This window comes from Azospirillum thiophilum, from assembly GCF_001305595.1.
GTDB lineage: Bacteria > Pseudomonadota > Alphaproteobacteria > Azospirillales > Azospirillaceae > Azospirillum > Azospirillum thiophilum.
Genome location: NZ_CP012401.1, coordinates 974142 through 1000599, shown reverse-complemented (window position 1 = coordinate 1000599; position 26458 = coordinate 974142). Strand labels below are relative to the sequence as shown.

General features: G+C 68.8%; 25 protein-coding genes. 15 read left to right on the top strand and 10 right to left on the bottom strand.

All coding sequences use genetic code 11. The annotated features are described in order from the left end of the window. Positions 1-13: 13 nt before the first annotated feature. Together AL072_RS04525 and AL072_RS04520 are read right to left on the bottom strand one after the other, a co-directional pair. Positions 14-511, bottom strand: a complete 498-nt coding sequence (locus AL072_RS04525; RefSeq protein WP_045581337.1) for a methylated-DNA--[protein]-cysteine S-methyltransferase — start codon at positions 509-511, stop codon at positions 14-16. 17 nt (positions 512-528) lie between these two features. Then, positions 529-2592 (bottom strand): thioredoxin domain-containing protein, encoded by a 2064-nt coding sequence (locus tag AL072_RS04520; RefSeq protein WP_045581338.1) that lies wholly within the window; start codon positions 2590-2592, stop codon positions 529-531. A 213-nt stretch (positions 2593-2805) separates the two neighbouring features. Between AL072_RS04520 and AL072_RS04515 the strand changes: the two genes are divergently transcribed. The 7 genes from AL072_RS04515 to AL072_RS04485 all read left to right on the top strand — a co-directional run bounded on the left by AL072_RS04515 (position 2806) and on the right by AL072_RS04485 (position 9210). Beyond that, a complete protein-coding gene (locus AL072_RS04515; protein ID WP_045581339.1) occupies positions 2806-3057 on the top strand; it encodes a DUF6489 family protein in 252 nt (83 codons plus the stop codon). Beyond that, positions 3054-3428, top strand: a complete 375-nt coding sequence (locus tag AL072_RS04510; protein ID WP_045581340.1) for a (2Fe-2S) ferredoxin domain-containing protein — start codon at positions 3054-3056, stop codon at positions 3426-3428. The genes AL072_RS04515 and AL072_RS04510 overlap by 4 nt, the downstream gene beginning before the upstream one ends. Positions 3429-3462: 34 nt before the next feature. Next, the gene (mnmE, locus tag AL072_RS04505) at positions 3463-4806 is read left to right on the top strand and encodes a tRNA uridine-5-carboxymethylaminomethyl(34) synthesis GTPase MnmE (RefSeq protein ID WP_045582498.1); all 1344 of its coding nucleotides are present in this window, start codon (positions 3463-3465) and stop codon (positions 4804-4806) included. A gap of 132 nt (positions 4807-4938) precedes the next feature. Then, positions 4939-6834: a tRNA uridine-5-carboxymethylaminomethyl(34) synthesis enzyme MnmG gene (gene mnmG / locus AL072_RS04500; protein ID WP_162492055.1), complete on the top strand. Its 1896-nt coding sequence runs from the start codon at positions 4939-4941 to the stop codon at positions 6832-6834. Then, a complete protein-coding gene (gene rsmG / locus AL072_RS04495; RefSeq protein ID WP_045581342.1) occupies positions 6831-7445 on the top strand; it encodes a 16S rRNA (guanine(527)-N(7))-methyltransferase RsmG in 615 nt (204 codons plus the stop codon). The genes mnmG and rsmG overlap by 4 nt, the downstream gene beginning before the upstream one ends. 62 nt (positions 7446-7507) lie before the next feature. Continuing rightward, positions 7508-8305: a ParA family protein gene (locus tag AL072_RS04490; RefSeq protein ID WP_045581343.1), complete on the top strand. Its 798-nt coding sequence runs from the start codon at positions 7508-7510 to the stop codon at positions 8303-8305. Then, entirely contained in the window at positions 8302-9210 is a 909-nt protein-coding gene (locus tag AL072_RS04485) for a ParB/RepB/Spo0J family partition protein (protein ID WP_045581344.1), read from the top strand. The genes AL072_RS04490 and AL072_RS04485 overlap by 4 nt, the downstream gene beginning before the upstream one ends. Positions 9211-9238: 28 nt before the next feature. Here AL072_RS04485 and AL072_RS04480 read toward each other — a convergent pair whose 3' ends face one another. The 5 genes from AL072_RS04480 to AL072_RS04460 are packed head-to-tail and all read right to left on the bottom strand — an operon-like array spanning position 9239 to position 13600. Beyond that, positions 9239-9733 carry a dihydrofolate reductase gene (locus AL072_RS04480; RefSeq protein ID WP_045581345.1) on the bottom strand — a complete coding sequence of 165 codons (495 nt, stop codon included), beginning with the start codon at positions 9731-9733 and terminating at the stop codon, positions 9239-9241. Between the two features lie 34 nt (positions 9734-9767). Next, a complete protein-coding gene (gene hemW / locus AL072_RS04475; RefSeq protein WP_045582499.1) occupies positions 9768-10937 on the bottom strand; it encodes a radical SAM family heme chaperone HemW in 1170 nt (389 codons plus the stop codon). After that, on the bottom strand, positions 10925-11524 hold the full coding sequence (gene rdgB, locus AL072_RS04470) for an RdgB/HAM1 family non-canonical purine NTP pyrophosphatase (protein ID WP_045582500.1): 600 nt from the start codon (positions 11522-11524) through the stop codon (positions 10925-10927). Before rdgB ends, hemW begins: the two co-directional genes overlap by 13 nt. Before the next feature lie 12 nt (positions 11525-11536). Beyond that, positions 11537-12256, bottom strand: coding sequence for a ribonuclease PH (gene rph, locus AL072_RS04465; protein ID WP_045581346.1), 720 nt, complete (start codon positions 12254-12256; stop codon positions 11537-11539). A gap of 39 nt (positions 12257-12295) precedes the next feature. Then, positions 12296-13600, bottom strand: coding sequence for an MFS transporter (locus AL072_RS04460; protein ID WP_200909779.1), 1305 nt, complete (start codon positions 13598-13600; stop codon positions 12296-12298). Positions 13601-13911: 311 nt separating this feature from the next. Between AL072_RS04460 and AL072_RS04455 the strand changes: the two genes are divergently transcribed. Beyond that, entirely contained in the window at positions 13912-16176 is a 2265-nt protein-coding gene (locus AL072_RS04455) for an NADP-dependent malic enzyme (RefSeq protein WP_045581347.1), read from the top strand. 53 nt (positions 16177-16229) lie between these two features. Here the strand turns inward: AL072_RS04455 and AL072_RS04450 are convergent, their stop codons facing one another. Together AL072_RS04450 and AL072_RS04445 are read right to left on the bottom strand one after the other, a co-directional pair. Further along, positions 16230-16787 (bottom strand): GNAT family N-acetyltransferase, encoded by a 558-nt coding sequence (locus tag AL072_RS04450; protein ID WP_045581348.1) that lies wholly within the window; start codon positions 16785-16787, stop codon positions 16230-16232. An 11-nt stretch (positions 16788-16798) separates the two neighbouring features. Beyond that, entirely contained in the window at positions 16799-17404 is a 606-nt protein-coding gene (locus tag AL072_RS04445) for a helix-turn-helix domain-containing protein (RefSeq protein ID WP_045581349.1), read from the bottom strand. A gap of 162 nt (positions 17405-17566) precedes the next feature. Here AL072_RS04445 and AL072_RS04440 point away from each other — a divergent pair, with 162 nt between their 5' ends. The 7 genes from AL072_RS04440 (at position 17567) to AL072_RS04410 (ending at position 25606) form a co-directional block, all read left to right on the top strand. Then, entirely contained in the window at positions 17567-19195 is a 1629-nt protein-coding gene (locus AL072_RS04440; protein WP_045581350.1) for an ATP-binding protein, read from the top strand. A 128-nt stretch (positions 19196-19323) separates the two neighbouring features. Next, positions 19324-20367 (top strand): PstS family phosphate ABC transporter substrate-binding protein, encoded by a 1044-nt coding sequence (locus tag AL072_RS04435; protein ID WP_425388575.1) that lies wholly within the window; start codon positions 19324-19326, stop codon positions 20365-20367. 28 nt (positions 20368-20395) lie between these two features. Then, positions 20396-21778, top strand: coding sequence for a phosphate ABC transporter permease subunit PstC (pstC, locus tag AL072_RS04430; RefSeq protein ID WP_045581351.1), 1383 nt, complete (start codon positions 20396-20398; stop codon positions 21776-21778). Further along, positions 21771-23084 carry a phosphate ABC transporter permease PstA gene (pstA, locus tag AL072_RS04425; RefSeq protein WP_045581352.1) on the top strand — a complete coding sequence of 438 codons (1314 nt, stop codon included), beginning with the start codon at positions 21771-21773 and terminating at the stop codon, positions 23082-23084. Before pstC ends, pstA begins: the two co-directional genes overlap by 8 nt. Before the next feature lie 77 nt (positions 23085-23161). Beyond that, on the top strand, positions 23162-23908 hold the full coding sequence (gene pstB, locus AL072_RS04420; protein ID WP_045582503.1) for a phosphate ABC transporter ATP-binding protein PstB: 747 nt from the start codon (positions 23162-23164) through the stop codon (positions 23906-23908). 91 nt (positions 23909-23999) lie between these two features. Further along, positions 24000-24704: a phosphate regulon transcriptional regulator PhoB gene (gene phoB, locus AL072_RS04415; RefSeq protein WP_045582504.1), complete on the top strand. Its 705-nt coding sequence runs from the start codon at positions 24000-24002 to the stop codon at positions 24702-24704. 173 nt (positions 24705-24877) lie between these two features. Next, entirely contained in the window at positions 24878-25606 is a 729-nt protein-coding gene (locus AL072_RS04410; RefSeq protein WP_045581353.1) for an SAM hydrolase/SAM-dependent halogenase family protein, read from the top strand. A 111-nt stretch (positions 25607-25717) separates the two neighbouring features. Here AL072_RS04410 and AL072_RS04405 read toward each other — a convergent pair whose 3' ends face one another. Continuing rightward, positions 25718-26443, bottom strand: a complete 726-nt coding sequence (locus AL072_RS04405; RefSeq protein ID WP_045582505.1) for a Bax inhibitor-1/YccA family protein — start codon at positions 26441-26443, stop codon at positions 25718-25720. Positions 26444-26458 lie beyond the last annotated feature (15 nt).

Below are 26458 nucleotides of genomic sequence, written 5' to 3'. Positions count from 1 at the left end.
CTTGGGTATCGGGTCAGAGCAGGGCGAACTGTTCGGCCGCCGCGGCGTTGCCCTGCCCGATCGCGGCATGCCGGCGTTCGAGCGCCAGCAGCCACGCCTTGGTGTCGAGCCCGCCATGGCCGGAATAGCCGCCGGGCGCCCCGCCGCTGGCCAGCACCCGATGACAGGGGATGACGATCGGGATCGGGTTGGCGCCGCAGGCCCCGCCGACCGCGCGTGGGGCGCTGCCCAGCATCTTCGCCATCCCGCCATAGGTCGCGGTGCCGCCATAGGGGATCGCCAGCATCGCGTCCCACACCTCGCGGCGGAACGGCGTGCCGGCCGGCTTCAGCGGCAGGTCGAAGCGGTGGAGCCGGCCGGCGAAATAAGCCGCCAGCTGCCGGGCCGTTTCGTCCAGGACCGGATCCGGGTCGTCATGGTCGAATCGGCCCCAGCCGACTTCGGTCAGAGCGGTTCCGTCGCCGGCCAGCATCAGGGGCCCGAGCGGGCTGTCGATGGTCAGGCGTGCCATGTTGTCCTCCCCGGATTTCAGCTCTTCGACGTCAGCAGGGCGGCCAGATCCGCCGGCTCCGTCACCGGGGCCGAACATGTCATGCCGCGGCAGACATAGGCGGTGGCCTTCCCGTCGCGCATCCCCTTCCCCCGCGCCGGGTGGCTTGGCGGCAGATCGCCTTGCGGATCCGGCCCCGGCGCCAGCAGTGTCAGGATGCGGTTGGGCAGCGAGCGGTCCAGCACGGTGCGGCGCAGCGCCTCCGTCTCCGACGTCTTCGGCGGACCGACGATGACGATCTGCAACGGCGTCTGCATCAGCTCCACCGCGTTCAGGAAGGTCGGCAGCGGGAAGAAGTTGCGCGTCAGTTCGCCGGAGAAGGCGGCGGCGAGCGCCTCGGCCCGTTCCCGGTAGGCATCCTCGCCGGTGCGCTGGAACAGGATGGTCAGCACCGCCAGCATGGTGCCGTTGCCGCTGGGGGTGGCGTTGTCGTAGGCGCTCTTGGTGCGGACGATCAGCCCCTCGGCATCGTCGGCGGTGAAGAAATAGCCGCCATTGGCGCCGTCCCAGAAATGGGCGTCGAGCGTGGCGACCCAGAGCTTCGCCTGGTCGAGCGCTGCCGGATCCCCGGTCGCCTCGTGCAGGGCGAGCGCGGCGCGCGCCATCTGGGCGTAATCGTCGAGCATGCCGGAATGCTTGCCCTGGCCGTGCCGCCAGCTGTGGCAGAGCCGGCCCTGTACATCCATCCGGTCGCGGACGAAGGCGAAGGCGCGGCCGGCGGCCTCCTGCCATTCCGGTTCGTCCATCGCCAGGGCGGCATGGGTCAGGGCCGCGATCATCAGGCCGTTCCAGTCGGCCAGCACCTTGTCGTCCCAGCCCGGTCGCACCCGCTTGGCCCGCGCCCGCAGCAGGATGTCCCGTCCCCGGGCGAGCGTCGCCTCGGTGGCATCGTCGGCCAGCGTCAGGCCGCCCAGCCGGTTCAGGATGGTGGCGCCTTCCCAATTGCCTTGGGGCAGCACCTCGAACACCCGCTTGAACAGGGCCGACCCGTCCGCGCCCAGCACGGGGCCGAGCAGCCGGTCGACCTCCTCCTCGTTCCAGATATAGAAGAGGCCCTCCTCTCCCTCGCTGTCGGCATCCAGCGTCGCGGCGAAGCCGCCGCCGTCGGCGATCATCTCGCGCAGCAGCCAGCCGACCGTCTCGCGGATGCGGACCTCCAGCAGCGGATCGCGCGTCTCCTGCCAGACCAGGACCATCAGGTCGAGCAGCTCCGCGTTGTCGTAGAGCATCTTCTCGAAATGCGGCACCAGCCAGCGTTCATCGACCGAGTAGCGGGCGAAGCCGCCGCCGAGATGGTCGTAGATGCCGCCCTGCGCCATGTTCGCCAGCGTGTGGGTCACCGCCTCGCGGAAGGGGTCGCGGCCGGTGCGCTGCCATGCCCGCCACAGCAGCTCGAACAGCGGGACCTGCGGGAATTTCGGCGCGCTGCCGATGCCGCCATGGATCGGATCGACCTCGCGCAGCAGCCGTTGCGCCACCTGGTCCAGCACACCGGCGTCGACCGCACCCGCCGGGCGGTTCTCGCCGAGCCCGGCGAGCGCCGATTTCAGCGCATCGACATTCTTGGCGACCTTGTCCGGTTCCCCGGCATAGGTGCCGGCGATGCCGCGCAGCACGTCGGGGAAGCCGGCGCGGCCATAGCGCGGCGCCGGCGGGAAATAGGTGCCGCCCCAGAAGGGCTCGGCATCCGGGGTCAGGAACATGGTCAGCGGCCAGCCACCCTGCTGCCCGAGCAGCGCGAGCGCCGACTGGTAGATGGTGTCGAGGTCGGGCCGCTCCTCCCGGTCGACCTTGACGCTGACGAACAGCTCGTTCATCAGCGCGGCGATCTCCGGATTCTCGAAGCTCTCATGTGCCATCACGTGGCACCAGTGGCAGGCGGCATAGCCGATCGACAGCAGCATCGGCTTGTTCTCCGCCCTTGCGCGGGCGAAGGCCTCCGGTCCCCACGGCATCCAATGCACCGGGTTGTCCTTGTGCTGGAGCAGGTAGGGGCTGGTCTCCCGGCTCAGCAGGTTCGCGCCCAACGGAGTGGCCGGCATGGCAATGTCCGATCAGTTTGAGTGTCTGGCAATGGCGTGCGGTAAATCAATAGGTGGTGCCGGGGTGGCGTTGCGCCAGTGCATCCTATCTGTATAGTGGGGCATGGGCCGCGGCCGCGCTCAACCCCAAAATCGACAGGGCCCAAGCCGTGCCGGCATCCGGCCGGAAAACGGCCCAACAGTCGGCCCTGTATTCGATAAGGGGGGGGTCCCATGAAAATCACCATCGACATCGATTGCACACCCGAGGAAGCCCGGCATTTCCTGGGCCTGCCCGACGTGAAGCCGATGCAGGATGCCATGATGCAGGAGATCCAGGATCGGATGCGCGCCAACCTCCAGGCGATGGACCCGGAAACCATGGTGAAGACCTGGCTTCCCGCCGGCATCCAGGGCATGGAGCAGATGCAGAAGATGTTTTGGTCCCAGATGGCATCCGCCCTGGGCCAGGAAGGACGAAAGTGACCGAACCCGTATCGAACGCCCAGAAGCCGTATTTCGAAGCCCATGTCTTTTGCTGCACCAACCGCCGCCCCGACGGGCACCGGCGCGGATCCTGCGCTGCCCATGGTTCGGAGAAGCTGCGCGACTATATGAAGGCCCGCGCCCGTGAACTCGGCTTCGACGGCAAGGTGCGGATCAACTCCGCCGGATGCCTCGACCGCTGCGAACTGGGCCCGACCTTGGTGATCTATCCGGAAGGGGTCTGGTACACCTATCACAGCACCGCCGACATCGACGACATCCTGCAGACCCATCTGGTCGAAGGCAGGCGGGTCGAACGCCTGATGCTGACGCCGGAGCAGCGGGAGCTGCGGCCGGAACAGCGCGGCTGACCGGCTGTCGATGTTCGCTTCGATGCCAGCCATCATGCCCGCTTTCACTTCCGCGACCATCTTCGCGCTCGCCACCGCCCCCGGCCGCTCCGGTGTGGCGGTGGTCCGCATTTCAGGGCCGGAGGCCGGATCTGCGCTCGCCGCGCTGACCGGCCGGCCCCTGCCGCCGCCGCCGCGGCGGGCGGTGCTGTCCCAGCTGCGCAATCCCCGCAGCGGCGACGCGCTGGACGATGCCCTGGTGCTGCGCTTCACCGGCCCCGCCAGCTTCACCGGCGAGGATGTGGTGGAACTGCATCTGCATGGCGGCCGGGCGGTCGTCTCCGGAGTGATCGAGGCGCTGGGGGATCTGCCTGGCCTGCGGCTGGCCGAACCCGGCGAGTTCACCCGCCGCGCCTTCGAGAACGGCAAGCTCGACCTGACCGAGGCCGAGGCGGTCGCCGACCTGATCGATGCGGAAACCACGGCACAGCGCCGGCAGGCGTTGCGGCAGATGGAGGGTGCGCTCGGCCGGCTCTATGACGGCTGGCGCGAGCGACTGACCCGCGCGCTCGCCCATATCGAGGCCGACATCGATTTCGCCGACGAGGATCTGCCGGGCGGGGTCGCCGATGCGGTCCGTCCGGTGGTCGCCGCTTTGGCAAGCGAGATCACCGCCCATCTCGACGACGGCGGGCGCGGCGAGCGGCTGCGCGAGGGGCTGCACATCGCCATCGTCGGCGCGCCGAACGCCGGCAAGTCGAGCCTGCTGAATGCGCTCGCCCGCCGCGATGCCGCCATCGTCTCCGCCCGCGCCGGCACCACCCGCGACGTCATCGAGGTGCATCTCGACCTGGGCGGCTATCCGGTCGTGCTGGCCGACACCGCTGGACTGCGCGAGGCCGCGGCCGACGAGGTGGAGGAGGAAGGCATTCGCCGGGCCCGCGACCGGGCGGCGCGGGCCGACGTAAAGGTCGCGGTGTTCGACGCCACCACCCTGCCCGTCCTCGACGCCGCGACGCTGGCCCTGATCGACCGTGACACCGTGGTCGTGTTCAACAAGATCGACCTCGCCGTCGTGACCGACCCGCGGCCGGATCTGGCCCCGGTCATGGTGTCCGCCCACAGCGGCGCCGGGCTGAAGGAACTGGAAGAGCGGCTGACCGCCTTCAGTGCCGACCGGCTCGCCATCGGCAGCGCCCCGTCCCTCACCCGCGCCCGCCATCGTGCCGCTTTGGCCGAGTGCCGGGAATCGCTGATTCGAGCTCTCGAGGCGCCGCTGCCGGAACTGGCGGCGGAGGATGTCAGGCTCGCCAGCCGTGCGCTGGGCCGTATCACCGGGCGGGTCGATGTGGAGGATCTGCTGGACGTGATCTTCCGGGATTTCTGCATCGGCAAGTGAGACCGCTGTTTCACGTGAAACAGCGCAACCGCGGGCAACGGTGGCAAACGCATTCAACGCATGCAGTCACCTCGCCAGCTTCCCGGATGCAAGTCCTTGGATCCGGGTCTGCGTTCCGCTATGGTCCCGCACATGCGAAGCTATGACGTCATCGTTGTCGGCGGCGGTCACGCCGGCTGTGAGGCTGCCGCCGCGGCCGCGCGCATGGGTGCGCGCACGCTGCTGCTGACCCACAAGATCGAAACCATCGGCGAGATGTCCTGCAATCCCGCCATCGGCGGCTTGGCCAAGGGTCATCTGGTGCGGGAGATCGACGCGCTCGACGGCGTGATGGCCAAGGCCATCGACCGCGGCGGCATCCAGTTCCGCATCCTCAACCGAAGCAAGGGCCCTGCCGTGCGCGGTCCGCGCGCTCAGGCCGACCGCAAGCTCTATCGTCAGGCGATGCAGTCGCTGCTGGCCGGGCAGGAGAACCTGTCCATCGAGGCCGGCGGCGCCGAGGACCTGATCGTCGATGACGGCCATGGGATCGATGGGCACCGCATCACCGGTGTCGTCACCGGGTCCGGCGAATCCATCCGGGCCGGTGCGGTGGTGCTGACCACCGGCACCTTCCTGCGCGGCCTGATCCATATCGGCGAAGAACGCACCCCCGCCGGCCGGGTGGGAGAGGCGCCGTCCATCGGCCTGTCCGACACGCTGGCCCGGCTGGGCTTCCCGCTCGGCCGGCTGAAGACCGGCACGCCGCCGCGGCTCGACGGCCGCACCATCGATTGGGATGCGCTGGAAAAGCAGCCGGGCGACCTGCCGCCGCCGCCCTTCTCCTATATGACCACGCGGATCGACACGCCGCAGATCGACTGCGCCATCACCTGGACGACGCCTGAGGCCCATGCGCTGATCCGTGCCAACCTGCATCGCGCGCCGATGTATTCCGGCCAGATCACCGGCACCGGCCCGCGCTATTGCCCGTCGATCGAGGACAAGGTCGTCCGCTTCGCCGAGAAGGACCGGCACCAGATCTTCCTGGAGCCCGAGGGGCTGGACGATCCCACCGTCTATCCCAACGGCATCTCCACCTCCCTGCCCCGCGACGTGCAACTCGGCATTCTCGCCAGCATGCCGGGGCTGGAGAAGGTGGTGATGATCCGCTCCGGCTACGCCATCGAATACGACTATGTCGACCCGCGCGAGCTGAAGCCGACGCTGGAAACCCGCCGTGCGCCGCGCCTGTTCCTGGCCGGCCAGATCAACGGCACCACCGGTTACGAGGAGGCGGCGGCCCAGGGGCTGATGGCCGGCATCAATGCCGCGCTGGCGGCGGGCGGCAACCGCGACGGCTTCGTGCTCGACCGTGCCGACGCCTATATCGGCGTGCTGATCGATGACCTGATCGGGCGGGGCACCAACGAACCCTACCGGATGTTCACCTCGCGCGCCGAATACCGGCTGCTGCTGCGGGCCGACAATGCCGACCAGCGCTTGACCGCCAAGGGCATCGCCATCGGGTGCGTCGGGTCCGAACGCCGCGATGTCTTCGAGGTCAAGAGCGTGGCGCTGGCCGCCGGCCGGACGCTGGTCGCCTCGCTGCAGGCGACACCGGTCGAGCTGGCGCGCCAGGGCGTGGCGGTCAACCAGGACGGCGTGCGCCGCAGCGCAGCCGACCTGCTGCGCTACCCCGACATCGACCTCGCCGCCCTCGCCCACCTGTGGCCGGAGCTGGCCGGGATCGCGCCGGAGATCGCCGAGCAGCTGGAGATCGACGGCAAATATGCCGGCTATCTCGGCCGGCAGGAGGCCGACATCCGTGCCTTCCGCAAGGACGAGTCGCTCGCCCTGCCCGACGACCTCGATGTCGACGGCATCGGCAGCCTGTCGGCCGAAATCCGGCAGAAGCTGCGCCAGTCGTGCCCGGCGACGTTGGGGGCGGCTGCCCGCATTCCCGGCATGACCCCGGCGGCGCTCGTCGCCCTGCTGCGTCATGTGAAGCGTCGCGATAGCGTCTCTTCCGGAGTGGCTGCCGAATGAGCCGGTTCGACGCGGTCGCGTTCCAGGAAGCCACGGGTGTTTCACGTGAAACACTCGACCGCCTGATCGCCTACGAGGCGCTGCTGCGCAAGTGGCAGCCGAAGATCAACCTCGTCGGTCCCTCCACCCTGCCCGATGCCTGGAATCGCCATTTCCTCGACTCCGCCCAACTCTTTCCGCTGTTGCCCGACGGCGTGCGCGTGCTGGTCGATCTCGGCAGCGGCGCCGGCTTTCCCGGTCTGGTGCTCGCCATCCTCGGCGTGCCGCAGGTGCATCTGATCGAAAGCGATGTGCGCAAATGCGCCTTCCTGCGCGAAGTGGCGCGCATCTGCGACGCGCCGGTGACCGTGCATACCAAGCGGATCGAGACGGTCACCGGGATCGAGGCCGACGTCGTCACCGCCCGGGCGCTCGCGCCGCTGACGGATCTGCTGGGCTGGGCCCATCCCTTCATCGGGTCGCGCGGATCCTGCCTGTTCCTGAAGGGCGCGGCGCTGGACGACGAATTGACCGCCACCACGCGATATTGGACAATGCGGACCGAGCGAACCGACAGCCGCACCGATCCGACCGGAACCGTCCTGCGCGTGACTGACCTTGAGCGTGTGTGAAGCCCGTGCCTGACACCGTCCTCCCACCCTCGTCCCGCCAACCGGACTCCCGAGAGGCTGCCATGTCTGCCGTTACCCGACCCCTTGCCCGTGTGGTTGCGATTGCCAACCAGAAGGGCGGCGTGGGTAAGACCACGACGACGATCAACCTCGCCACCGCGCTCGCCGTCATCGGCAAGCGGGTGCTGGTGATCGACCTCGACCCGCAGGGCAATGCGTCCACCGGCCTCGGCATCCCGCGCTCCGACCGCCGCGTCGGCATCTATGACGTGCTGTTCGATGACGTGTCGCTGGAGGATGCGGCGACCCCCTCTTCCGTGCCGAACCTGTCGATCATCACCTCGTCGGTCGATCTGTCGGGCGCCGAGATCGAGCTGGTCGGTGCCGAGCGGCGCGAGTTCCGCCTGCGCGAGGCCGTCGCCAACAGTTCGCTCGAATATGACTATGTCCTGATCGACTGTCCGCCGGCGCTGGGTCTGCTGACGCTGAACGCGCTGGTGGCGTCGCATGCGGTCATGGTCCCCTTGCAGTGCGAGTTCTATGCGCTGGAAGGATTGAGCCATCTGGTCCGCACCATCGAACGGGTGAAGCGGGCCTTCAACCCGAACCTGGATATCCATGGCGTCGTGCTGACCATGTTCGACAAGCGCAACAATCTGTCGGACATGGTGGCGGCGGACGTCCGCGGCTTCTTCGGGGAGAAGGTGTACGACACCGTGATCCCGCGCAATGTCAAGGTGTCGGAGGCGCCGTCGCACGGCAAGCCGGTGCTGATCTATGACATGCGCTGCCCCGGATCCCAGGCCTACATCCATCTGGCGGGCGAGGTGCTGCGCCGTGAGAAGAGACTGACCGCATGATCGACGACACCAAGCAAGGCGGCGCCCGGCGCGCCAGCCTGGGCCGCGGCCTTTCCGCCCTGTTCGGCGAGGCGACCGAGGATTATTCGGCGCTCGACAAGGTGCGGCAATCCAAGCAGGTGCCGATCGAGTTCGTCCATCCCGGCCGGTATCAGCCGCGGCGGAAGTTCGACGAGGAGGCAATCAAGGGCCTTGTCGAATCGATCCGCGACAAGGGCATCCTGCAGCCGCTGCTGGTCCGCCGCGATGCCGAGGACGCCAATTCCTACGAGCTGATCGCCGGCGAACGCCGCTGGCGCGCGGCGCAGATCGCCGGCCTGCACGAGGTTCCGGTCATCATCCGCGACCTCAGCGACCGCGAAGCGCTGGAAATCGCGCTGATCGAAAACATCCAGCGCCAGGATCTGACCCCGCTGGAAGAGGCGGAGGGCTATCGCCGCCTGATGGAGGAGTTCGAGCACACGCAGGAGGATCTGGCACGCGCCGTCGGCAAGAGCCGCAGCCATGTCGCCAACATGATGCGCCTGCTGTCCCTGCCGGATCCGGTCAAGACCATGGTGCAGGACGGCGCGCTGACCGCCGGCCATGCCCGCGCCCTGCTGACCGCCCCGGATCCGGCTGCCGCTGCGCGTGAAGTGGTGACGCGCGGCCTGAATGTCCGCCAGACCGAAGACCTGATGCGCGGCGACCAGCCCAAGGCGAAGAAGGGCGGATCCGGCAGCGGTTCCGCGGCTGCACCAGCGGTGAAGGATGTCGACCTGATCAATCTGGAGGAGGAGATCTCCGCCCGCATCGGGCTGAAGGTCGCGATCAATCCCCAGGGCCAGCGGGGCACCATCACCATCCACTACCAGACGCTCGACCAGCTGGACGACGTGCTGCACCGCCTGGGCGGCGAGGAGTGAACCAGGTCCGAAGGACGCCGGTGGTCATTCAGACCCGGGCCTTCTCCAGATCGATGTAGCGGTAGAACAGCCCGTTCTCCTCCATGGGCGCGCTCGACCAGACCTCCACCCATTCGGTGCCGATGGCTGGCATCAGCGTGTCGCCCTCGACCACGCTTTCGATACGGGTCAGGTGCAGACTGTCCGCGATGGGCAGGGTTTCGCGGAACAGCGCTGCCCCGCCGATCACGCACAGTTCGGCCGCGCCACCCTCCTGCGCCCAGGCGATGGCGCCGCCAAGCGTGGCGAACCAGCGGGCACCGTCATGCGCGCCGGGCGGGGACTGGCGGCTGACGACCAGATTGTCGCGGCCCGGCAATGGACGGCGCGGCAGGGAGTCCCAGGTCTTGCGGCCCATCAGGATCGGCTTGCCCAGCGTCAGTTCCTTGAAGCGCTTGAGATCGCCGGGAAGATGCCAGGGCAGCCGGCCGTCGCGGCCGATCACGCCGTTCGTCGCGGCTGCCACCAACAGGCTGATGCGCATCCCCTGCCCTCTCCCAAGTCGCAGCAAGCGCAGCTTACGCCAAAAGTGCGGCGAGGACTGCGTTCAGTCGCTGTAGTCCATCCGATGTCGCAGACAGGCGATCGGCGTCGCGGGTCAGGAACCCGCCGTCGATCAGGCGCGACAGCGCCGCCGGATCGACCAGATCGTCGAGCGGCCGGCCGGCCTCCTCGACCAGACGGGCGAGCCGCACGCCTTCCGTCAGCCGCAGCCCCATCATCAGCAGCTCGGTGGCGCGGGCGTCGCGGTCGATTGCATTGGGTGCCGCAGCGCCATGGCCGTCGCGCTCGACCCGCTCCAGCCAGATTTCCGGGGCGCGGTGGGCGCGGGTGGCGAACTTGTCGCCATCCAGCGTCAGCCGGCCATGGGCGCCGGGTCCGATCCCGACATAATCGCCATAGCGCCAATAGGTCAGGTTGTGGCGGCTTTCCTCGCCCGGCCGGGCATGGTTGGAAATCTCGTAGGCCGGCAGGCCCGCCGCACCCAGCTGGCTCTGCGTTGCCTCATAGAGGTCGCCGGCGAGATCCTCGTCGGGCAGCACCAGGTCGCCGCGGGCGTGCAGCGGGTAGAAGGCCGTCCCCTCCTCGATCGTCAGCTGATAGACCGACAGATGGCCGACGGCGTAATCGAGTGCGCGCGCCAGCTCAGCCTGCCAAGCGGCTACCGTCTGGCCGGGCCGGGCATAGATCAGGTCGAAGGAGAAGCGGTCGAAGGTCCGGGCCGCCAGCTCGATGGCGCCGGTCGCCTCCGCCGCATTGTGCTGGCGGCCGAGGAAGCGCAGGCTGGAATCGTCCAGCGCCTGGATGCCGAGCGAGACGCGGTTGATCCCGGCGGTGCGGAAGGCGCGGAACTTGTCGGCCTCGACGGAGGTCGGGTTGGCCTCCAGCGTCACCTCCAGCCGGTCGGCGACCGGCCAGCGTTCGGCGACGCGGTCGATCAGCGCGCCGACGGTGGCCGGCTCCATCAGCGACGGGGTGCCGCCGCCGAAGAAGAGGGAGGTGACGGTGCGGCCGGCGGTCAGATCTGCGTAATGGTCCAGCTCGCGCAGCAGCCCTGCCCGCCAGCGGTCATGATCGACCCGCTCACGGACATGGCTGTTGAAATCGCAGTAGGGGCACTTCGATTTGCAGAAGGGCCAGTGGACGTAGATGGCGAAACCGGGATTGGATGCGCTCACCGGAAGCAGCGCTCCACCAACTGGCGGAAGGCGTCGGCGCGGTGGCTCATCTCGTGCTTCTTCATCGGATCCATCTCGCCGAAGGTCAAGGCCTGGCCGTCCGGCAGGAACATCGGGTCGTAGCCGAAGCCATGGGGCCCTTGCGGCGGCCACACCAGCGTGCCGTAGCAGCGGCCCTCCACCGTCTCGACATGGCCGTCGGGCCAGGCGAGCGACAGGGCGCAGACGAAATAGGCGCTGCGGTCCGTCTTGCCGGCAAGGCCGTCCTCGACCTTGCGCATCGCCATGGCGAAGTCCTTCTCCGGCCCGGCCCAGCGGGCGGAATAGATGCCGGGATCGCCGTTCAGCGCCGGCACCACCAGCCCGCTGTCGTCGGCGAGCGCGACATGGCCGGCGGCTGCCGCGGCCTTGGCCTTCAGCTCGGCATTGGCGACGAAGGTCGTGCCGGTTTCCTCCGGCTCGGGCAGGCCCAGCTCCCCGGCCGCGGTGAAATTGGCCACAAAGGGGCCGAGCAGGTCGGCGATCTCGCGCACCTTGCCTTTGTTGTGGCTGGCGATGACGAGGGTGTCGCCGGTGAAGCGGCGGGGAGCGGACATGGTCATGACCCCTTATTTGATGCCGAGAACCTGCTTCTGCAACGCCACCAACTCGGTCACGCCCTTGCGGGCGAGCGCCAGCAGCTCCATGAACTGCGGCTCGGAGAAGGGGGTTTCCTCGGCGGTGCCCTGGATTTCGACGATGCCGGCCTTGCCGGTCAGGACGAAGTTCGCGTCGGCCTGCGCCTTGGAATCCTCGTCGTAATCGAGGTCCAGCACCGCGTTGCCCTGATAGAGGCCGCAGGAGACGGCGGCGACCTGATCGCTCAGCGGCATGGTCTTCAAGGCACCGATCTGCATCAGATGCTGGAAGGCCAGATGCAGGGCGACATAGCTGCCGGTGATGGCGGCGGTGCGGGTGCCGCCGTCGGCCTGGATGACGTCGCAGTCGATCTTGATCTGCTTCTCGCCCATCGCCGAACGGTCGGTGACGGCGCGCAGCGCGCGGCCGATCAGGCGCTGGATTTCCTGGGTGCGGCCCGACTGCTTGCCCTTGGCCGCCTCGCGGTCGGTGCGGCTGTGGGTGGAGCGCGGCAGCATGCCGTATTCGGCGGTGACCCAGCCGAGACCGGTGTTCTTCAGGAAGCGCGGCACCGTCTCGTCGACGCTGGCCGTGCACAGCACATGCGTGTTGCCGAAGCGCACCAGGCAGGACCCCTCGGCATAGCGGCTGAAGCCGGGTTCGAGGGAGACGGTGCGCAGTTGGTCGAAGGCGCGGCCGGAGGGGCGCATGGGCATCATTCCGAAGGTCGTTTGCAATCGGGCGGCAAGCTAACGGCTCCGCCCCTCCCCGTCCAGCACGGCGTCCGCAACCGCCGTCTGCGGGACGGGCACGATGACGGCCGGCCGCGTCGCCTGCTCCAGCCACAAGGTCAGCAACGGCACGGCAAGTCCCAGCACTATGGAGATGCCGGCCATGGTCGACACATGCTCCAGCCTGCCGTCGGGGGCGTTGGTGAGGATTTCGGCCGACAGGAAGGCGCCGAAGGCGGAGCTCAGATGCTGCACCGCCGACACCAGCGCCATGAAGCCGGCCCGCTCCTGCGGTTCCGGCACGCGGGAGAAGGCGGCGCCGTTGGCGACCATGCGGATGCCGACGAACATCATGAAGAAGGGGAACAGGCCCAGCACCGGCATCCAGGGCCGGTAGCCGATGAAGGCGGTGAAGATCACGGCGCACAGCCCGGCCGTCGCCGCGAAGGTGACGGGGGTGGAGCCATGGCGGTCGACCAGCCGGCCGGCCCAGCGCGCGGTGAAGAAGCTCAGCGTGCCGCCGGTCAGATAGACCAGGCTCAGATGGTCGCGCGGGAAGCCGAGATTTCCCTGCACATAGGCGGCGATGTTGGGAATAATCATGAATTGCTGGATCTGCACCAGCGCCACGGTGGCGTAGGCCAGCCAGACGGCGCGGCGCGACAGCAGCGCCGTCATCCGCACCCAGGCCCCCGTCCCCACCCCCGACCCGGGCCCGCTTCCCAGCCCGGCGGCCAGATGCCCGCGCTGCGGCGGCAGGATGGCGATCGCGGCGACGGCGACGACCAGCCCGGCGAGCGCCACCGCAAAGAAGGGGGCCCGCCATCCGCCATACAGCGCCAACTCCAGCCCCACCGGCACCCCGACGATGGCCGCCAGCGAGAAGGCCGACATGACGATGCCCATCGCCTGACCGCGGCGCTGCGGCGCCACCCGGTCGGTGACGGTGGCGATGGCGACCGCCACGGCGGGGCCGCCGAACAGCCCGGCCAGGACACGGGTCGCCAGCAGCGACGGGAAGTCCCAGGCCAGCCCGCCCAGCGCGGTGGAGACGATCAGCCCGGCCATCGCGACCGCAAGCGCCCGGCGGCGGTCGAAACGGTCGAGCAGCATCGATCCGATCAGCCCCGCCACCGCGGCTGCTGCCGTGTAGCTGCCGCCGATATAGCCGATATGCGCCGCCGGGATGTCCAGCGCCCGCGCGAAGTCGGGGCCGAGCGGCATCACCATCATGAAGTCGAGGATGTTGATGAACTGCACCGCCGCGATGACCAGCGTGATGCGGCGCTCGTCGGGCGTCAGCGCCGTGGGGGCCAGGGACAAGGTGACGGCTCCGGCAGAGGGAATGGAAGGGGTGTCGGATTTCCCATTGCGATGCATGGTAACAGGGCCGGGCCATCCGCCCCACCGCCGGGGTCATGCAGGGGAAGCGGGCCAGATAGGACGTAAGACGAACGGGATGTGTCGTTGTTCGTCAAAAAAATGCATGATTCGTACAAAAAGCGGGCAATGGAGGCTTGGCGAGTTGCGCGCAGGGCGTATACCATCGCGGCCCCACCGTCGGCAGCGCACCGCATATAAGGCACCAACGACGACCGACGGGCTTCAGAACTCCGTTGAGGAACACGACATCCATGTCCGACACCAAGCGCGTCACCGACGAAGAGGCCCTGCTGCTGCATTCCAGCGGCCGGCCCGGCAAGCTGGAAATCACCCCGACCAAGCCGCTGACGACCCAGCGCGATCTGGCGCTCGCCTATTCGCCCGGCGTGGCGGTGCCCTGCCTGCGCATCGCCGACGACCCGTCGCTCGCCTACGACTATACGGCCAAGGGCAACATCGTCGCCATCATCTCCAACGGCACGGCGGTGCTCGGGCTGGGCGACCTGGGGGCGCTGGCCAGCAAGCCGGTGATGGAAGGCAAGGCGGTGCTGTTCAAGCGCTTCGCCGACGTCGACGGCATCGATCTGGAGGTCGACACCCGCGACGTCGACGAGTTCGTCAACTGCGTGCGCTTCCTCGGCCCCAGCTTCGGCGGCATCAATCTGGAAGACATCAAGGCGCCCGACTGCTTCATCATCGAGGAGCGGCTGCGCGAACTGCTCGACATCCCGGTCTTCCATGACGACCAGCACGGCACCGCGATCATCGCCGCCGCCGGCCTGGTCAACGCCTGCGACATCACCGGCCGCCGGATCGAGGACGTGAAGATGGTGGTGAACGGTGCCGGCGCGGCGGGCATCGCCTGCGCCGAGCTGTTCTGCACCATGGGTGTTTCACGTGAAAACATCATCCTGTGCGACACAAAGGGCGTGGTCTACCGCGGCCGCACCAGCGGCATGAACCAGTGGAAGTCGTCCTTCGCCGTCGACACCGACAAGCGCACGCTGGAAGAGGCGGTGGCCGGATCCGACGTCTTCGTCGGGCTGTCGGCCAAGGGGGCGATGACGCCGGAGATGGTGGCCTCTATGGCGGCCAAGCCGATCATCTTCGCGCTGGCCAACCCGGATCCGGAGATCACGCCGGAGGAGGTGAAGGCGGTTCGCAACGACGCCATCGTCGCCACCGGCCGGTCCGACTACCCGAACCAGGTCAACAACGTCCTGGGCTTCCCCTACCTGTTCCGCGGCGCGCTGGACGTTCGCGCCACCACCATCAACGAGGCGATGAAGGTCGCCGCCGCCAAGGCGCTGGCGGCGCTGGCGCGCGAGGATGTGCCGGACGAGGTCGATGCCGCCTATTCCGGGCGCCGGCTGCGCTACGGCCCCGACTACATCATCCCGGTGCCGTTCGATCCCAGGCTGATCGTCACCGTCCCGGCCGCCGTCGCCCAGGCCGCGATGGAAAGCGGCGTGGCGCGCAAGCCGATCGTCGACCTGTCCGGCTACAGGCACAGCCTGCGTACCCGCCTCGACCCGACCGCCGACAGCCTGGAACTGATCCTGGAGAAGGTGCGGACCAACCCGCGCCGCGTCGTCTTCGCCGAGGGCGAGGAAGAGCGGACGATTCGCGCCGCCATGTCCTTCCGCGCCCATGGCTACGGCACGCCGGTGCTGATCGGGCGCGAGGAGGTGATCAAGGAACAGCTGGCGGCGATGGGCCAGCCGAACATCCAGTTCGAGATCCACAACGCCCGCCTGTCCGATGCCAACCGCCGCTATGCTGACCATCTGTACCGCCGCCTGCAGCGCACGGGCGCCCTGCTGCGCGACTGCCAGCGGATGGTCAACCAGGACCGCAACGTCTTCGCTGCCTGCATGGTGGCCCAGGGCGATGCCCATGCCATGGTGACCGGCCTCACCCGCAGCTTCGGCGTGGCCTATGAGGAAATCCGCCGGGTCGTCGATCCCAAGGCGGGCGAGCCGGTGTTCGGCCTGCACCTGTTCATCACCCGCAACCGCACCGTCTTCATCGCCGACACCACCGTCCATGTCCGTCCCGACGGCAAGACGCTGGCCGACATCGCGATGGGGGCGGCGGCCAAGGCCCGGCAGATGGGGCACGAGCCGCGGGTGGCGATGCTGTCCTTCTCCAACTTCGGCCAGACGCCGCATCCGAACACCGATCCGCTGCGCGAGGCCCTGGCGATCCTCGACAGCCGACGGGTCGATTTCGAGTATGACGGCGAGATGTCGGCCGACGTGGCGCTGGACTATCAGCTGATGAAGCGGGTCTATCCGTTCTCGCGGCTGTCCGGTCCGGCCAACGTCCTGATCATGCCGGGGCTGCATTCGGCCAACATCTCGGCCAAGCTGCTGAACAAGATGGCCGGCGGCCAGATGATCGGCCCGCTGCTGATCGGCATGGACAAGCCTGCCCAGATCGTCACCATGGGCGCCTCGGTCAACGACATCGTCACCGCCGCGGCGCTGGCGGCGCATGATTCGCTGCCCTGGTGAGGTGAGTCCTTCCGGGTGGGGATTTCCCCTCTCCCGCTGGAGAGGGGAAATCCCTAGTCGAGAGCCTTGTAGAAATACGTCGTGTCGCAGAAGCCGCCACCGGGCCACAGGGCGTAGTTCGGGATGACGCCGGCCTTCACCCAGCCGGCGCGGGCATAGAGGCGTTCCGCGTCGGGCGAGGCGGTGTCGAGCACCAGCAGCGTCTTGCCCGCCGCCCGCGCCGCCTCCTCGGCAGCCTGCATCAGCAGGGCGCCGACACCGCGGCGGCGGGCACGGCGGTGGACCAGCATCTTGGACAAATCGGCGCGGTGGGGCTGGTTCGGCGGCTGGCGGACGACCAGCTGGACCGTGCCCAGGGTGTCGGCCCCATCCTCCGCGATCAGCAGGATGCGGTCGCCACGCTCCACCCCATCCGCCACCTCCCGCCAGAAGCCCTCGGCGGTGGCGCGGTCGAGCGGCGCCATGAAGCTGACGGAGGCGCCGCCCTCCACGCAATCCAACAGCACGTCGGTCAGTCCCGGCACCGCGGCGCGGGATTCAGCCGCCGTGAGCGCACGGATTCTCACCGCGCCGGGCCCATGTGGCTGACGCTCCAAGCAGGCACCATCCATCGCAGGCTCCTTCAGCGTTTAGCGGCGTTTAGGGCGGACCGCCCGTCGGTGGTCAGCGCGACGATGTAGCGGGCGGGGCTGTCGGTCGGGTTGTGGAAGCCGGTCGGCCGGTCGAGCCGCATCGCCAGACAATCGCCGCCGGACAGCCGGTGCGTCACCTCGCCCACCGTCAGCTCGATGGTGCCGTCCAGCAGATAGATCTGCTGCTCGACCACGGCGGCGCGGGCGCCGCTGTCGTAGGACACGCGGGCGCCGGGCGGCAGCTCCACCTCCACCAGCTCGATGGGCGACGGGTAGCCGGACGGCGACAGGTTGCGGCGGCGGTAGCCGGTCGCCGGATCCTGCCAGGCGACCTGATCGGCGCGGCGGGCGACCGGGCCGGCATCGGCGTGACCGGTATCGGCGAACAGGGCGGCCAGCGTCACCCCCAGCCCGGCCGCCACCCGGTCCAGCACATTGGCGGTCGGGCTGCTCTCCCCCCGTTCGATCAGGGAGATCATGGAGCGGCTGACACCCGACCGTTCGGCCAGGGCATCAAGGGTCAGGCCACGGTCGGCCCGCAGCGCGCGCAGTCTTGCGGCGAGGCGGCTGTCGATGTCGTTTCCGATATTTTCCATTAAGATAGAATGATCATCCATTATCCTGGAGTCAACGGGCTTCCGCACAGTCCTTCCTATTAATCTTTTATGACCGCCGCGCAGCATCGGCGGCGATGGTGTAGAACGGCCCATCATCGCATATGTCACCCTTCGATCCTCCTCCGACCCGGTGCCGATCCCATGCGCCTGAAGGCGTTGCCGCCCGCCCCGCTGCTGACCGCCGTCCTGCTGATGCTGGTGCCGTTGCTGGCCGTGCTGGCGCTGGCGGTCCAGGCCGGCGCACTGCATGGCGGCCTGGCGGCGGTCGCGGCTGCATCGGCGCTGGCTGGCGCGGTGACGGTCCTGCGTGTCTACCGCCGGGATGCCGATGCCGTGACCGATTACGCCGCCCGGCTGGCCGAGGCCGAGGAGCCGCTGGTGCCTGGCGGAACGCCGCCGGCATTGCGGGCGCTGGCCGCCACCATCGGCCGGCTGCACCGGGTCGGGCTGCGGCGGGCCGAGAGCGTGCGGCTGCAGCTCGACGCCGACGAGGCGGTGATCGACGCCCTGCCCGCCCCGCTGCTGCTGATGGATGCCGAGCGTCAGGTGGTGCGCGCCAACGCCACCGCGCGGGAGCTGTTCGGCGACAAGGTGGTGGACCGCGACCTCGCCTCCTCCCTGCGCACCCCGGCGGTGCTGGAGGCGGTGGATTCCGTGCTGCGCGGCGGCGCCTCCCGCATCATCGAGTTCACGCTGCCGGTGCCGGTCGAGCGCAGCTTCGAGGCGCAGGTGAAGCCCTTCCAGCGGCTGGTTCCGGAGCCGGATCCCTCGCTGCTGGACGGCGAGAGCGACGAGAATGAACCGGCGCCCCGCCCGCCCGCGGTCGCCCGCATGGCGATCCTGACCTTGCACGACGTCACCACGGCCCGGCGATCCGAACAGATGCGCGCCGACTTCATCGCCAATGCCAGCCATGAGCTGCGCACGCCGCTGTCGTCGCTGCTGGGCTTCATCGAGACGCTGCGCGGCCCGGCGCGCGACGATCCGGAGGCGCAGGACCGCTTCCTGTCGATCATGCACGACCAGGCGAGCCGGATGACCCGGCTGGTCAACGACCTGCTGTCGCTGTCCCGCATCGAGCTGGACGAGCATATGCCGCCCAACGGCCGGGTCGACGTGGTGGAGGAGCTGGAGAACGTCATCGCCGCGCTGGAGCTGAAGGCGGCCCAGCGCCGGATCCGGCTGCGGCTGGAAGCGCCGGAGGATCTGCCGCGCGTCATCGGCGACGAGGACCAGCTGACCCAGGTGTTCCAGAATCTGGTCAGCAACGCGATCAAGTACACGCGCGAGGATACGGACGTCACCGTCACGGTGGCGCTGGCCGACGGCACCGCGGTCGGCTTTGCCGGGCTGCCGGTGCCGGGCGGTCCCCTTGCCAAGGAGCGGCGCCTGCTTCGCGGCGGCACCGCCATGGTGTCGGTGTCGGTGCGCGACCGCGGCGACGGCATCGCCCGCACCCATCTGCCCCGGCTGACCGAACGCTTCTACCGCGTCGACGCCGCGCGGTCGCGCGCCATGGGCGGCACCGGGCTCGGGCTCGCCATCGTCAAGCACATCCTGAACCGCCACCGCGGCCGCCTGACCATCGAGAGCGAGGTCGGGGTGGGCAGCGCCTTCACCGTCTATCTGCCGGCCGTGGGAGAGGCCATGTCCCCCTCGTCCTCCCGGGGAGAGGGGGAGGCGCGGCGGGACCTTCGGAACGGCCATGCGGTGTTTCCCCCTCACCCCACCCCTCTTCCCGGGGGGGAGAGGGGGGCCGGCGGGGTGTGAGGGAAGCGATGCCGCTTCGTGACACCGTCATGAAAGCGTCATAAAAACGTAATCAATCGGTCGCCCTCCGGGTCTATGGTCCGCGCCATTCCGATGGACCATTCAGCCGTTTCGCGAGAGGGGCACCCGTGACCGACCGGACGCATGTCTTCACCATGGCCGTTCTGGCGCTGGCGCTCGCCGCTGCGGCGACACCGGCGCAGGCGCAGTCGCGCGACCAGATCCGCGCCGTCGGTTCATCCACCGTCTTCCCCTTCACCACCGCGGTGGCGGAGGCCTTCGGCAAGACCGGCAGGTTCAAGACGCCGGTGGTGGAATCGACCGGCACCGGCGGCGGGCTGAAGCTGTTCTGCGCCGGTGTCGGCCCGGCCCATCCCGACATCGCCAACGCCTCGCGCCGCATCAAGAAGTCGGAAATCGACCAGTGCGCAGCCAACGGCGTCACCACGATCACCGAATTGAAGATCGGCTATGACGGCATCGCCCTGGCCTCGTCGAAGAAGGGCGCGCCGGTCTCCCTGACCACGATGGTGCTGTGGAAGGCGCTGGCGAAGGAGGTGCCGGTGAACGGCGCCCTGGTCGCCAACCCCTACCGGCTGTGGTCGGACATCGACCCGTCGCTGCCGAAGGCCGCCATCGAGGTGCTGGGCCCGCCGCCGACCTCCGGAACGCGCGATACCTTCAACGAGCTGGGCATGCTGGAAGGTTGCCGGAAGGTCGCGGAGGTTGCCGCGGTCGTGCCGGACGAGAAGGCGCGCGAGCGCGTCTGCATGACCATCCGCGAGGACGGCGCCTATGTCGAGGCTGGCGAGAACGACAACCTGATCGTCCAGAAGCTGAGCGCCAACCCCGGTGCCTTCGGTGTCTTTGGCTACAGCTATCTCGACCAGAACCGCGACACGCTGCGTGCCGCGAAGATGGACGGGGTGGAGCTGACGGCGGAGACGGTGGCCGCCGGCGGGTACGAGCTGTCGCGCCCGCTCTACATCTACGTCAAGAACGCCCATGCCGGCGTCATCCCCGGCATCCGCGAGTTCGTCGGCGAATACACCTCCGAACGCGCGCTGGGCGAGGAGGGCTATCTGATCGACAAGGGCCTGATCGCGGAGCCGAAGCCGCTGCGCGAGGCGGCCCGCGTCCAGGCGGTCAACCTGACGCCGCTCAAGTTCTGACCGTTTCCCTCCGCGCCGAGCGACCCGCATGCAGCTGACCCTCCTTGCCCTGATCCTGGCCCTGCTCACCGTCATCGGCTTCCTCGCCGGCCGGTCGCGCGCGGCGGCGTCCGTCGGCGGCCGGGTTGCGGAGCTGCATTCGGTCCCCTCCTATCACGGCGTCTATGTCGCGCTGTGGGCCGGGCTGCCGGCGCTGCTGCTGTTCGTGGCCTGGACGGCATCGGAAGGCTGGCTTGTCCTGCAACTGGTGCTGTCCGGCCTGCCGGAGCGGCTGACCGCTGGCGACGGCCAGTCCGCCGTCCTCTTGAAGGCCGACATCCTCAACCTCGCCCGCGGCATCGCCACCGGGCGCGAGCCCGACCCAGCGGTGGCCGAGGCGGCGCGGCGCTATGCCTCCTTCCGCGATCTTGCCGACTGGAGCCTGCTCGCCATCGGCGCCAGCCTTGCCGTCGCCGGGCTCGCCTGGGGCCGCCATCGCATCGGCCCGGACCTGCGCGCCCGCCCGGCGGTCGAGCGGGTGGTGCGGGTGGCGCTGGTGGTCTGCTCGCTGGTCGCCATCCTGACCACGGTCGGCATCGTCCTGTCGCTGCTGTTCGAGGCGCTGCGCTTCTTCGCCGTGGTCTCGCCGCTCGACTTCCTGTTCGGCACCCATTGGAGCCCGCAGATGGCGATGCGGGCCGATCAGGTCGGGTCCAGCGGCTCCTTCGGTGCGATTCCGCTGTTCGCCGGCACATTGCTGATCACCGTGGTCGCCATGCTGGTGGCGGTGCCGGTCGGGCTGATGGCGGCGATCTACATGTCCGAATATGCCGGGCGCGGCATGCGCACCTGGCTGAAGCCGGCGCTGGAGATCCTGGCCGGCATCCCGACCGTGGTCTACGGCTTCTTCGCGGCGCTGACCATGGCGCCCTTCGTTCGCTCGGTCGGCGAGGCGCTCGGGCTGGACGTCAGCTCGGAATCGGCGCTGGCCGCCGGGATCGTCATGGGGGTGATGATCATCCCCTTCGTCAGCTCGCTGTCGGACGATGTCATCAATGCGGTGCCGCAGAGCCTGCGCGACGGCTCCTACGGCCTGGGCGCCACCAAGTCGGAGACGATCAAGCAGGTGGTGCTGCCGGCGGCGCTGCCCGGCATCGTCGCCGCGGTGATGCTGGCGATCAGCCGCGCCATCGGCGAGACGATGATCGTCACCATGGCGTCCGGCCTGACCGCCAACCTGACCGCCAACCCGCTGCAGGCGGTGACCACCGTCACCACGCAGATCGCCACGCTGCTGGTCGGCGACCAGGAGTTCGACAGCCCGAAGACGCTGTCGGCCTTCGGCCTCGGCCTCGTGCTGTTCCTTGTCACGCTCTGCCTCAACATGGTCGCCCTGCGGGTGGTCCGGACCTATCGGGAAAAATATGACTGACCTTCTCGAACAGGACATCTCGGCCGCCCCGCCCTCCCCCGCCCCGGCCGCCACCTCGAAGTCCCGCCACAGGAGCGAGGCCTTCGCCCGCCGGCTGCGCGCCCGCCATGCCGCCGAGCGCCGGTTCCGGCTGGCCGGGGCCGCCGCGGTGGCGCTGGCGGCGCTGGTGCTGGTGCTGCTGCTGGGATCGATCGTCGCCCGCGGCGGCAGCGCCTTCTGGGAGACGCGGATCCGGCTGGAGGTGACGCTGGACCCGGCGGAGGTCGCCGACCGCAACTACACCGTCCTGCTGCGCCGGGCGCTCCATGCCCAGTTCCCGCAGGTGACCGACCGCGCCGGCCGCCGCGTGCTGAACGAGCTGCTGTCGTCCGGCGCGCCCTACGAGCTGGAGGCGATGGTCGCCGGGGACGCGTCGATCATCGGCACGACGCGGACCGTCTGGGTGCGTGCCGACGACGAGATCGACCAGCTGGTGAAGGGCCGCTATCGCCGCGACCTTCCGGAGAGCGAACGTGGTCTGAGCGACGCCAAGATCGCGGCAGCCGACACCCTGATGGCCGGCGGCGCGCTGGCGCAGGGCTTCAACACCACCCTGTTCACCGCCGGCGACAGCCGCGAGCCCGAACAGGCCGGCATCGGCGGCGCCATCGTCGGCTCGCTGCTGACCTTGCTGGTGACCATGGCGCTGTCGGTGCCGGTCGGCGTCTCCGCCGCGGTCTATCTGGAGGAGTTCGCGCCGAAGAACCGCTGGACCGACCTGATCGAGGTCAACATCAACAACCTCGCCGCGGTGCCGTCGATCATCTTCGGCCTGCTCGGGCTGGCGGTGTTCCTCGGCTTCTTCGGCATGCCGCGCTCGGCCCCGCTGGTCGGCGGCCTGGTGATGGCGCTGATGACGCTGCCGGTGATCATCATCGCGTCGCGCGTCGCGCTGAAGTCGGTGCCGCCCTCGGTCCGCGAGGCGGCGCTGGGCATCGGCGCCTCGCCGCTGCAGACGGTGCTGCACCATGTGCTGCCGCTGGCGATGCCCGGCATCCTGACCGGCACCATCATCGGCATGGCCCGCGCGCTGGGCGAAACGGCGCCCCTGCTGATGATCGGCATGGTCGCCTTCATCGTCGACGTGCCGCATGGCCTGACCGACAGCGCCACGGTGCTGCCGGTGCAGATCTACATGTGGGCCGACAGCCCCGAACGTGCCTTTACCGAGCGCACCTCGGCGGCGATCCTGATCCTGCTCGGCGTCCTGATCCTGCTGAACGGGGCGGCCGTCGTCCTGCGCAAGCTTTTCGAAAGGCGGTGGTGAGCGTCATGAGCATCCAGACCCAACTGAAGCTGCGGCCCCGCACCGACCGGCGCAGCGGCGGCGCCATCGCCAGCAAGATGACGGCAACCGGGGTGAAGGTGTTCTACGGCGCCAAGCAGGCGTTGAAGGGCATCGACCTCGACATCCAGGAGAACCGGGTGCTGTCGCTGATCGGCCCGTCCGGCTGCGGCAAGTCGACCTTCCTGCGCTGCCTGAACCGGATGAACGACACCGTCGAGGGCTGCCGGGTCGAGGGGCGGATCGCGCTGGACGGCGAGGACGTCTATGGCAAGGCCGTCGACGCGGTGCAGCTGCGCGCCCGCGTCGGCATGGTGTTCCAGAAGCCCAACCCCTTCCCGAAATCGATCTACGACAACATCGCCTATGGTCCGCGCATCCACGGCCTTGCGTCCGGCCGCGACGAGCTGGACGAGGTGGTGCAGACCTCGCTGAAGCGCGCCGGCCTGTGGGGCGAGGTGAAGGACCGCCTGCGCGAACCGGGCACCAGCCTGTCGGGCGGCCAGCAGCAGCGGCTGTGCATCGCCCGCGCCGTCGCCGTCAGCCCCGAGGTGATCCTGATGGACGAGCCCTGTTCGGCGCTCGACCCCATCGCGACCGCCCATATCGAGGAGCTGATCGACGAGCTGCGGGCCAACTACACCATCGTCATCGTCACCCACAACATGCAGCAGGCCGCCCGCGTGTCGCAGCGCACCGCCTTCTTCCATCTCGGCGAGATGGTGGAGTGCGACGACACCGAGGAGATCTTCACCAACCCGCGCGACGAGCGCACCCAGGGCTACATCACCGGCCGCTATGGCTGACCCTTGCCGACGCCTCCGCCCCCTCCCTCCCTGTTGAAAAGGCTGTGCCATGCCGGTTAACGTCGAGACGCGCGCTGTGAACGGAGCCTCCATGAACGCGGCCCTCAAGCCGCTCGTCCTGATCGTCGAGGACGAGGCCGATATCCTGACGCTGCTGAAGTACAACCTGGAAAAGGAAGGCTTCCGCGTCGCCACCGCCAGCGACGGCGAGGAGGCCCTGCTGGCCGCCGGCGAACAGACGCCGCACATCGTGCTGCTGGACTGGATGCTGCCGCTGATGAGCGGGCTGGAGGTCTGCCGCCAGCTGCGCCGCAACGCCAAGACCCGCGACATCCCGATCATCATGCTGACCGCCCGCGGCGAGGAGGGCGACCGGGTGCGCGGCCTGAATTCCGGCGCCGACGACTACATCACCAAGCCCTTCTCGCCGACCGAGCTGGTGGCCCGCATGCGTGCGGTGCTGCGCCGCGCCTCCCCCGGCATGACCGACGAGGTGCTGACCTTCGCCGACGTGACCATGGATCTGGCTGCCCACCGGGTTCGCCGGAACAGCCGCGACGTACACCTGGGCCCGACCGAATTCCGCCTGCTGCGCCATTTCATGCAGCATCCCGGCCGGGTGTTCTCACGCGAGCAGCTGCTCGATCTGGTGTGGGGCCACGACGTGTATGTCGAGCCGCGTACGGTCGACGTACACATCCGCCGCCTGCGCAAGGCGATGAACGAAGAGGACGAGCTGGACCTGATCCGCACCGTACGTTCGGCGGGGTATGCGCTGGATACGAAGTCGATGTGAGGGGTTCTGCATCGATTTCCCCCTTCCCATCCCTCCCCCGCTGTCGCGGGAGAGGGGGCAGGATCCTTGTCGGGATGAGGGTATGCAAAGGAGTGGCGGAGTTCCCTCTCCCGCGATCGGACGGACCTTCGGTCCGCCGAGAGCGGGGGAGGGTTAGGGAGGGGGCAACGCTGATGATCCTGCTCTTCACCGACTTCGGCCTCTCCGGCCCCTACACCGGCCAGATGAAAGCGGTGCTGGCGCAGAACGCGCCCGGCGTCCCCGTGATCGACCTGTTCGCCGACGCCCCCGCCTTCGACCCGCAGCTGTCCGCCTACCTGCTTGCCGCCTACGCTCCGGCCTTCCCTGCCGGAAGCGTCTTCCTCTGCGTCGTCGATCCCGGTGTCGGAACCGACCGGCGGCCGGTGATGGTGGAGGCCGACGGGCGCTGGTTCGTCGGGCCGGACAACGGGCTGTTCGCCTTGGTCGCCCGCCGCGCAGCGTCGCTGAACACCTGGACCATCGACTGGATCCCGGATCGGCTGTCCGCCAGCTTCCACGGCCGCGACCTGTTCGCCCCCGTCGCTGCCGCGCTGGCGACCGGCCGTCCGGTGGAACGCAGCCCGCTGCCGGGTGCCGCCATCGACCGGCCCGGCTGGCCGGACGAGCTCGCGCGCATCGTCTATGTCGACGTGTACGGCAATGCCATGACCGGGATGCGGGCCGGCGCCCTGGCCGCCGATGCGGTGCTGACCGTCCCCGGAACCCGCATCGCCCGCGCCCGCACTTTCGGGGCGGTCGGGGCGGGAGAGGCGCTGTGGTACGAAAACTCGAACGGGCTGGCCGAGATCGCGGTCAATTGCGGGCGTGCCGACCGGGTGCTCGGACTCGAGGTCGGCGATGACGTGACGGTCGACTCGTGAAACCGGCGTCCTGAAAACGAAACCGCCCGGAAGCGGTGGCTTCCGGGCGGCGGCTTGTCCGATAATCCTGGTCCGAAGGCAACGCCGGACCCCGAGCGACGGTCCTCGGGGTTAGTCGTTGTTGCGCTGGCCCAGGAACTGCAGCAGGAACTGGAACAGGTTGATGAAGTCCAGGTACAGCGTCAGGGCGCCCATCAGGGCGAGCTTGCCGGTGCTCTCGTGATCGTAGCCCTCGGCGTAGCTTTCCTTGATCGACTGGGTGTCGTAGGCGGTCAGGCCGGTGAAGATCAGCACGCCGATGGCCGAGATCGCGAAATGCAGGGCCGGCGACTGGAAGAAGATGTTCGCCAGGCCGGCGATGACCAGGCCGATGATGCCCATCATCAGGAACGAGCCCATCTTCGACAGGTCGGCCTTCGTGGTGTAACCGTAGAGGCTCATCGCCAGGAAGGTCGCGGCGGTGACGAAGAAGGTCAGCGCGATCGACGCCCCGGTGAAGACCAGGAAGATGGCCGACATCGACAGGCCCATCGCGCCGCAATAGGCCCAGAAGATCATCTGTGCCGATGCGAAGGACAGGCGCTGGATGCCGAAGGACAGCACCATGACGAACGCCAGCGGGGCCAGCATCACCACCCACTTCAGCGGCGTGCCGAAGATCGCCGCCATCATGGCCGGGCTGGACGACACCAGCGCGGCGACCAGGCCCGTCAGGATCAGGCCGGCGCCCATGTAGTTGTACACGCGCAGCATGTGCTGGCGCAGGCCTTCGTCGAAGTATCCCCGATCTGTCGCGCGGCCTGCGGTCGCGAAGCGGTTATAGGTCGGGTCTGCCATGTTGGTTTCCTCGGT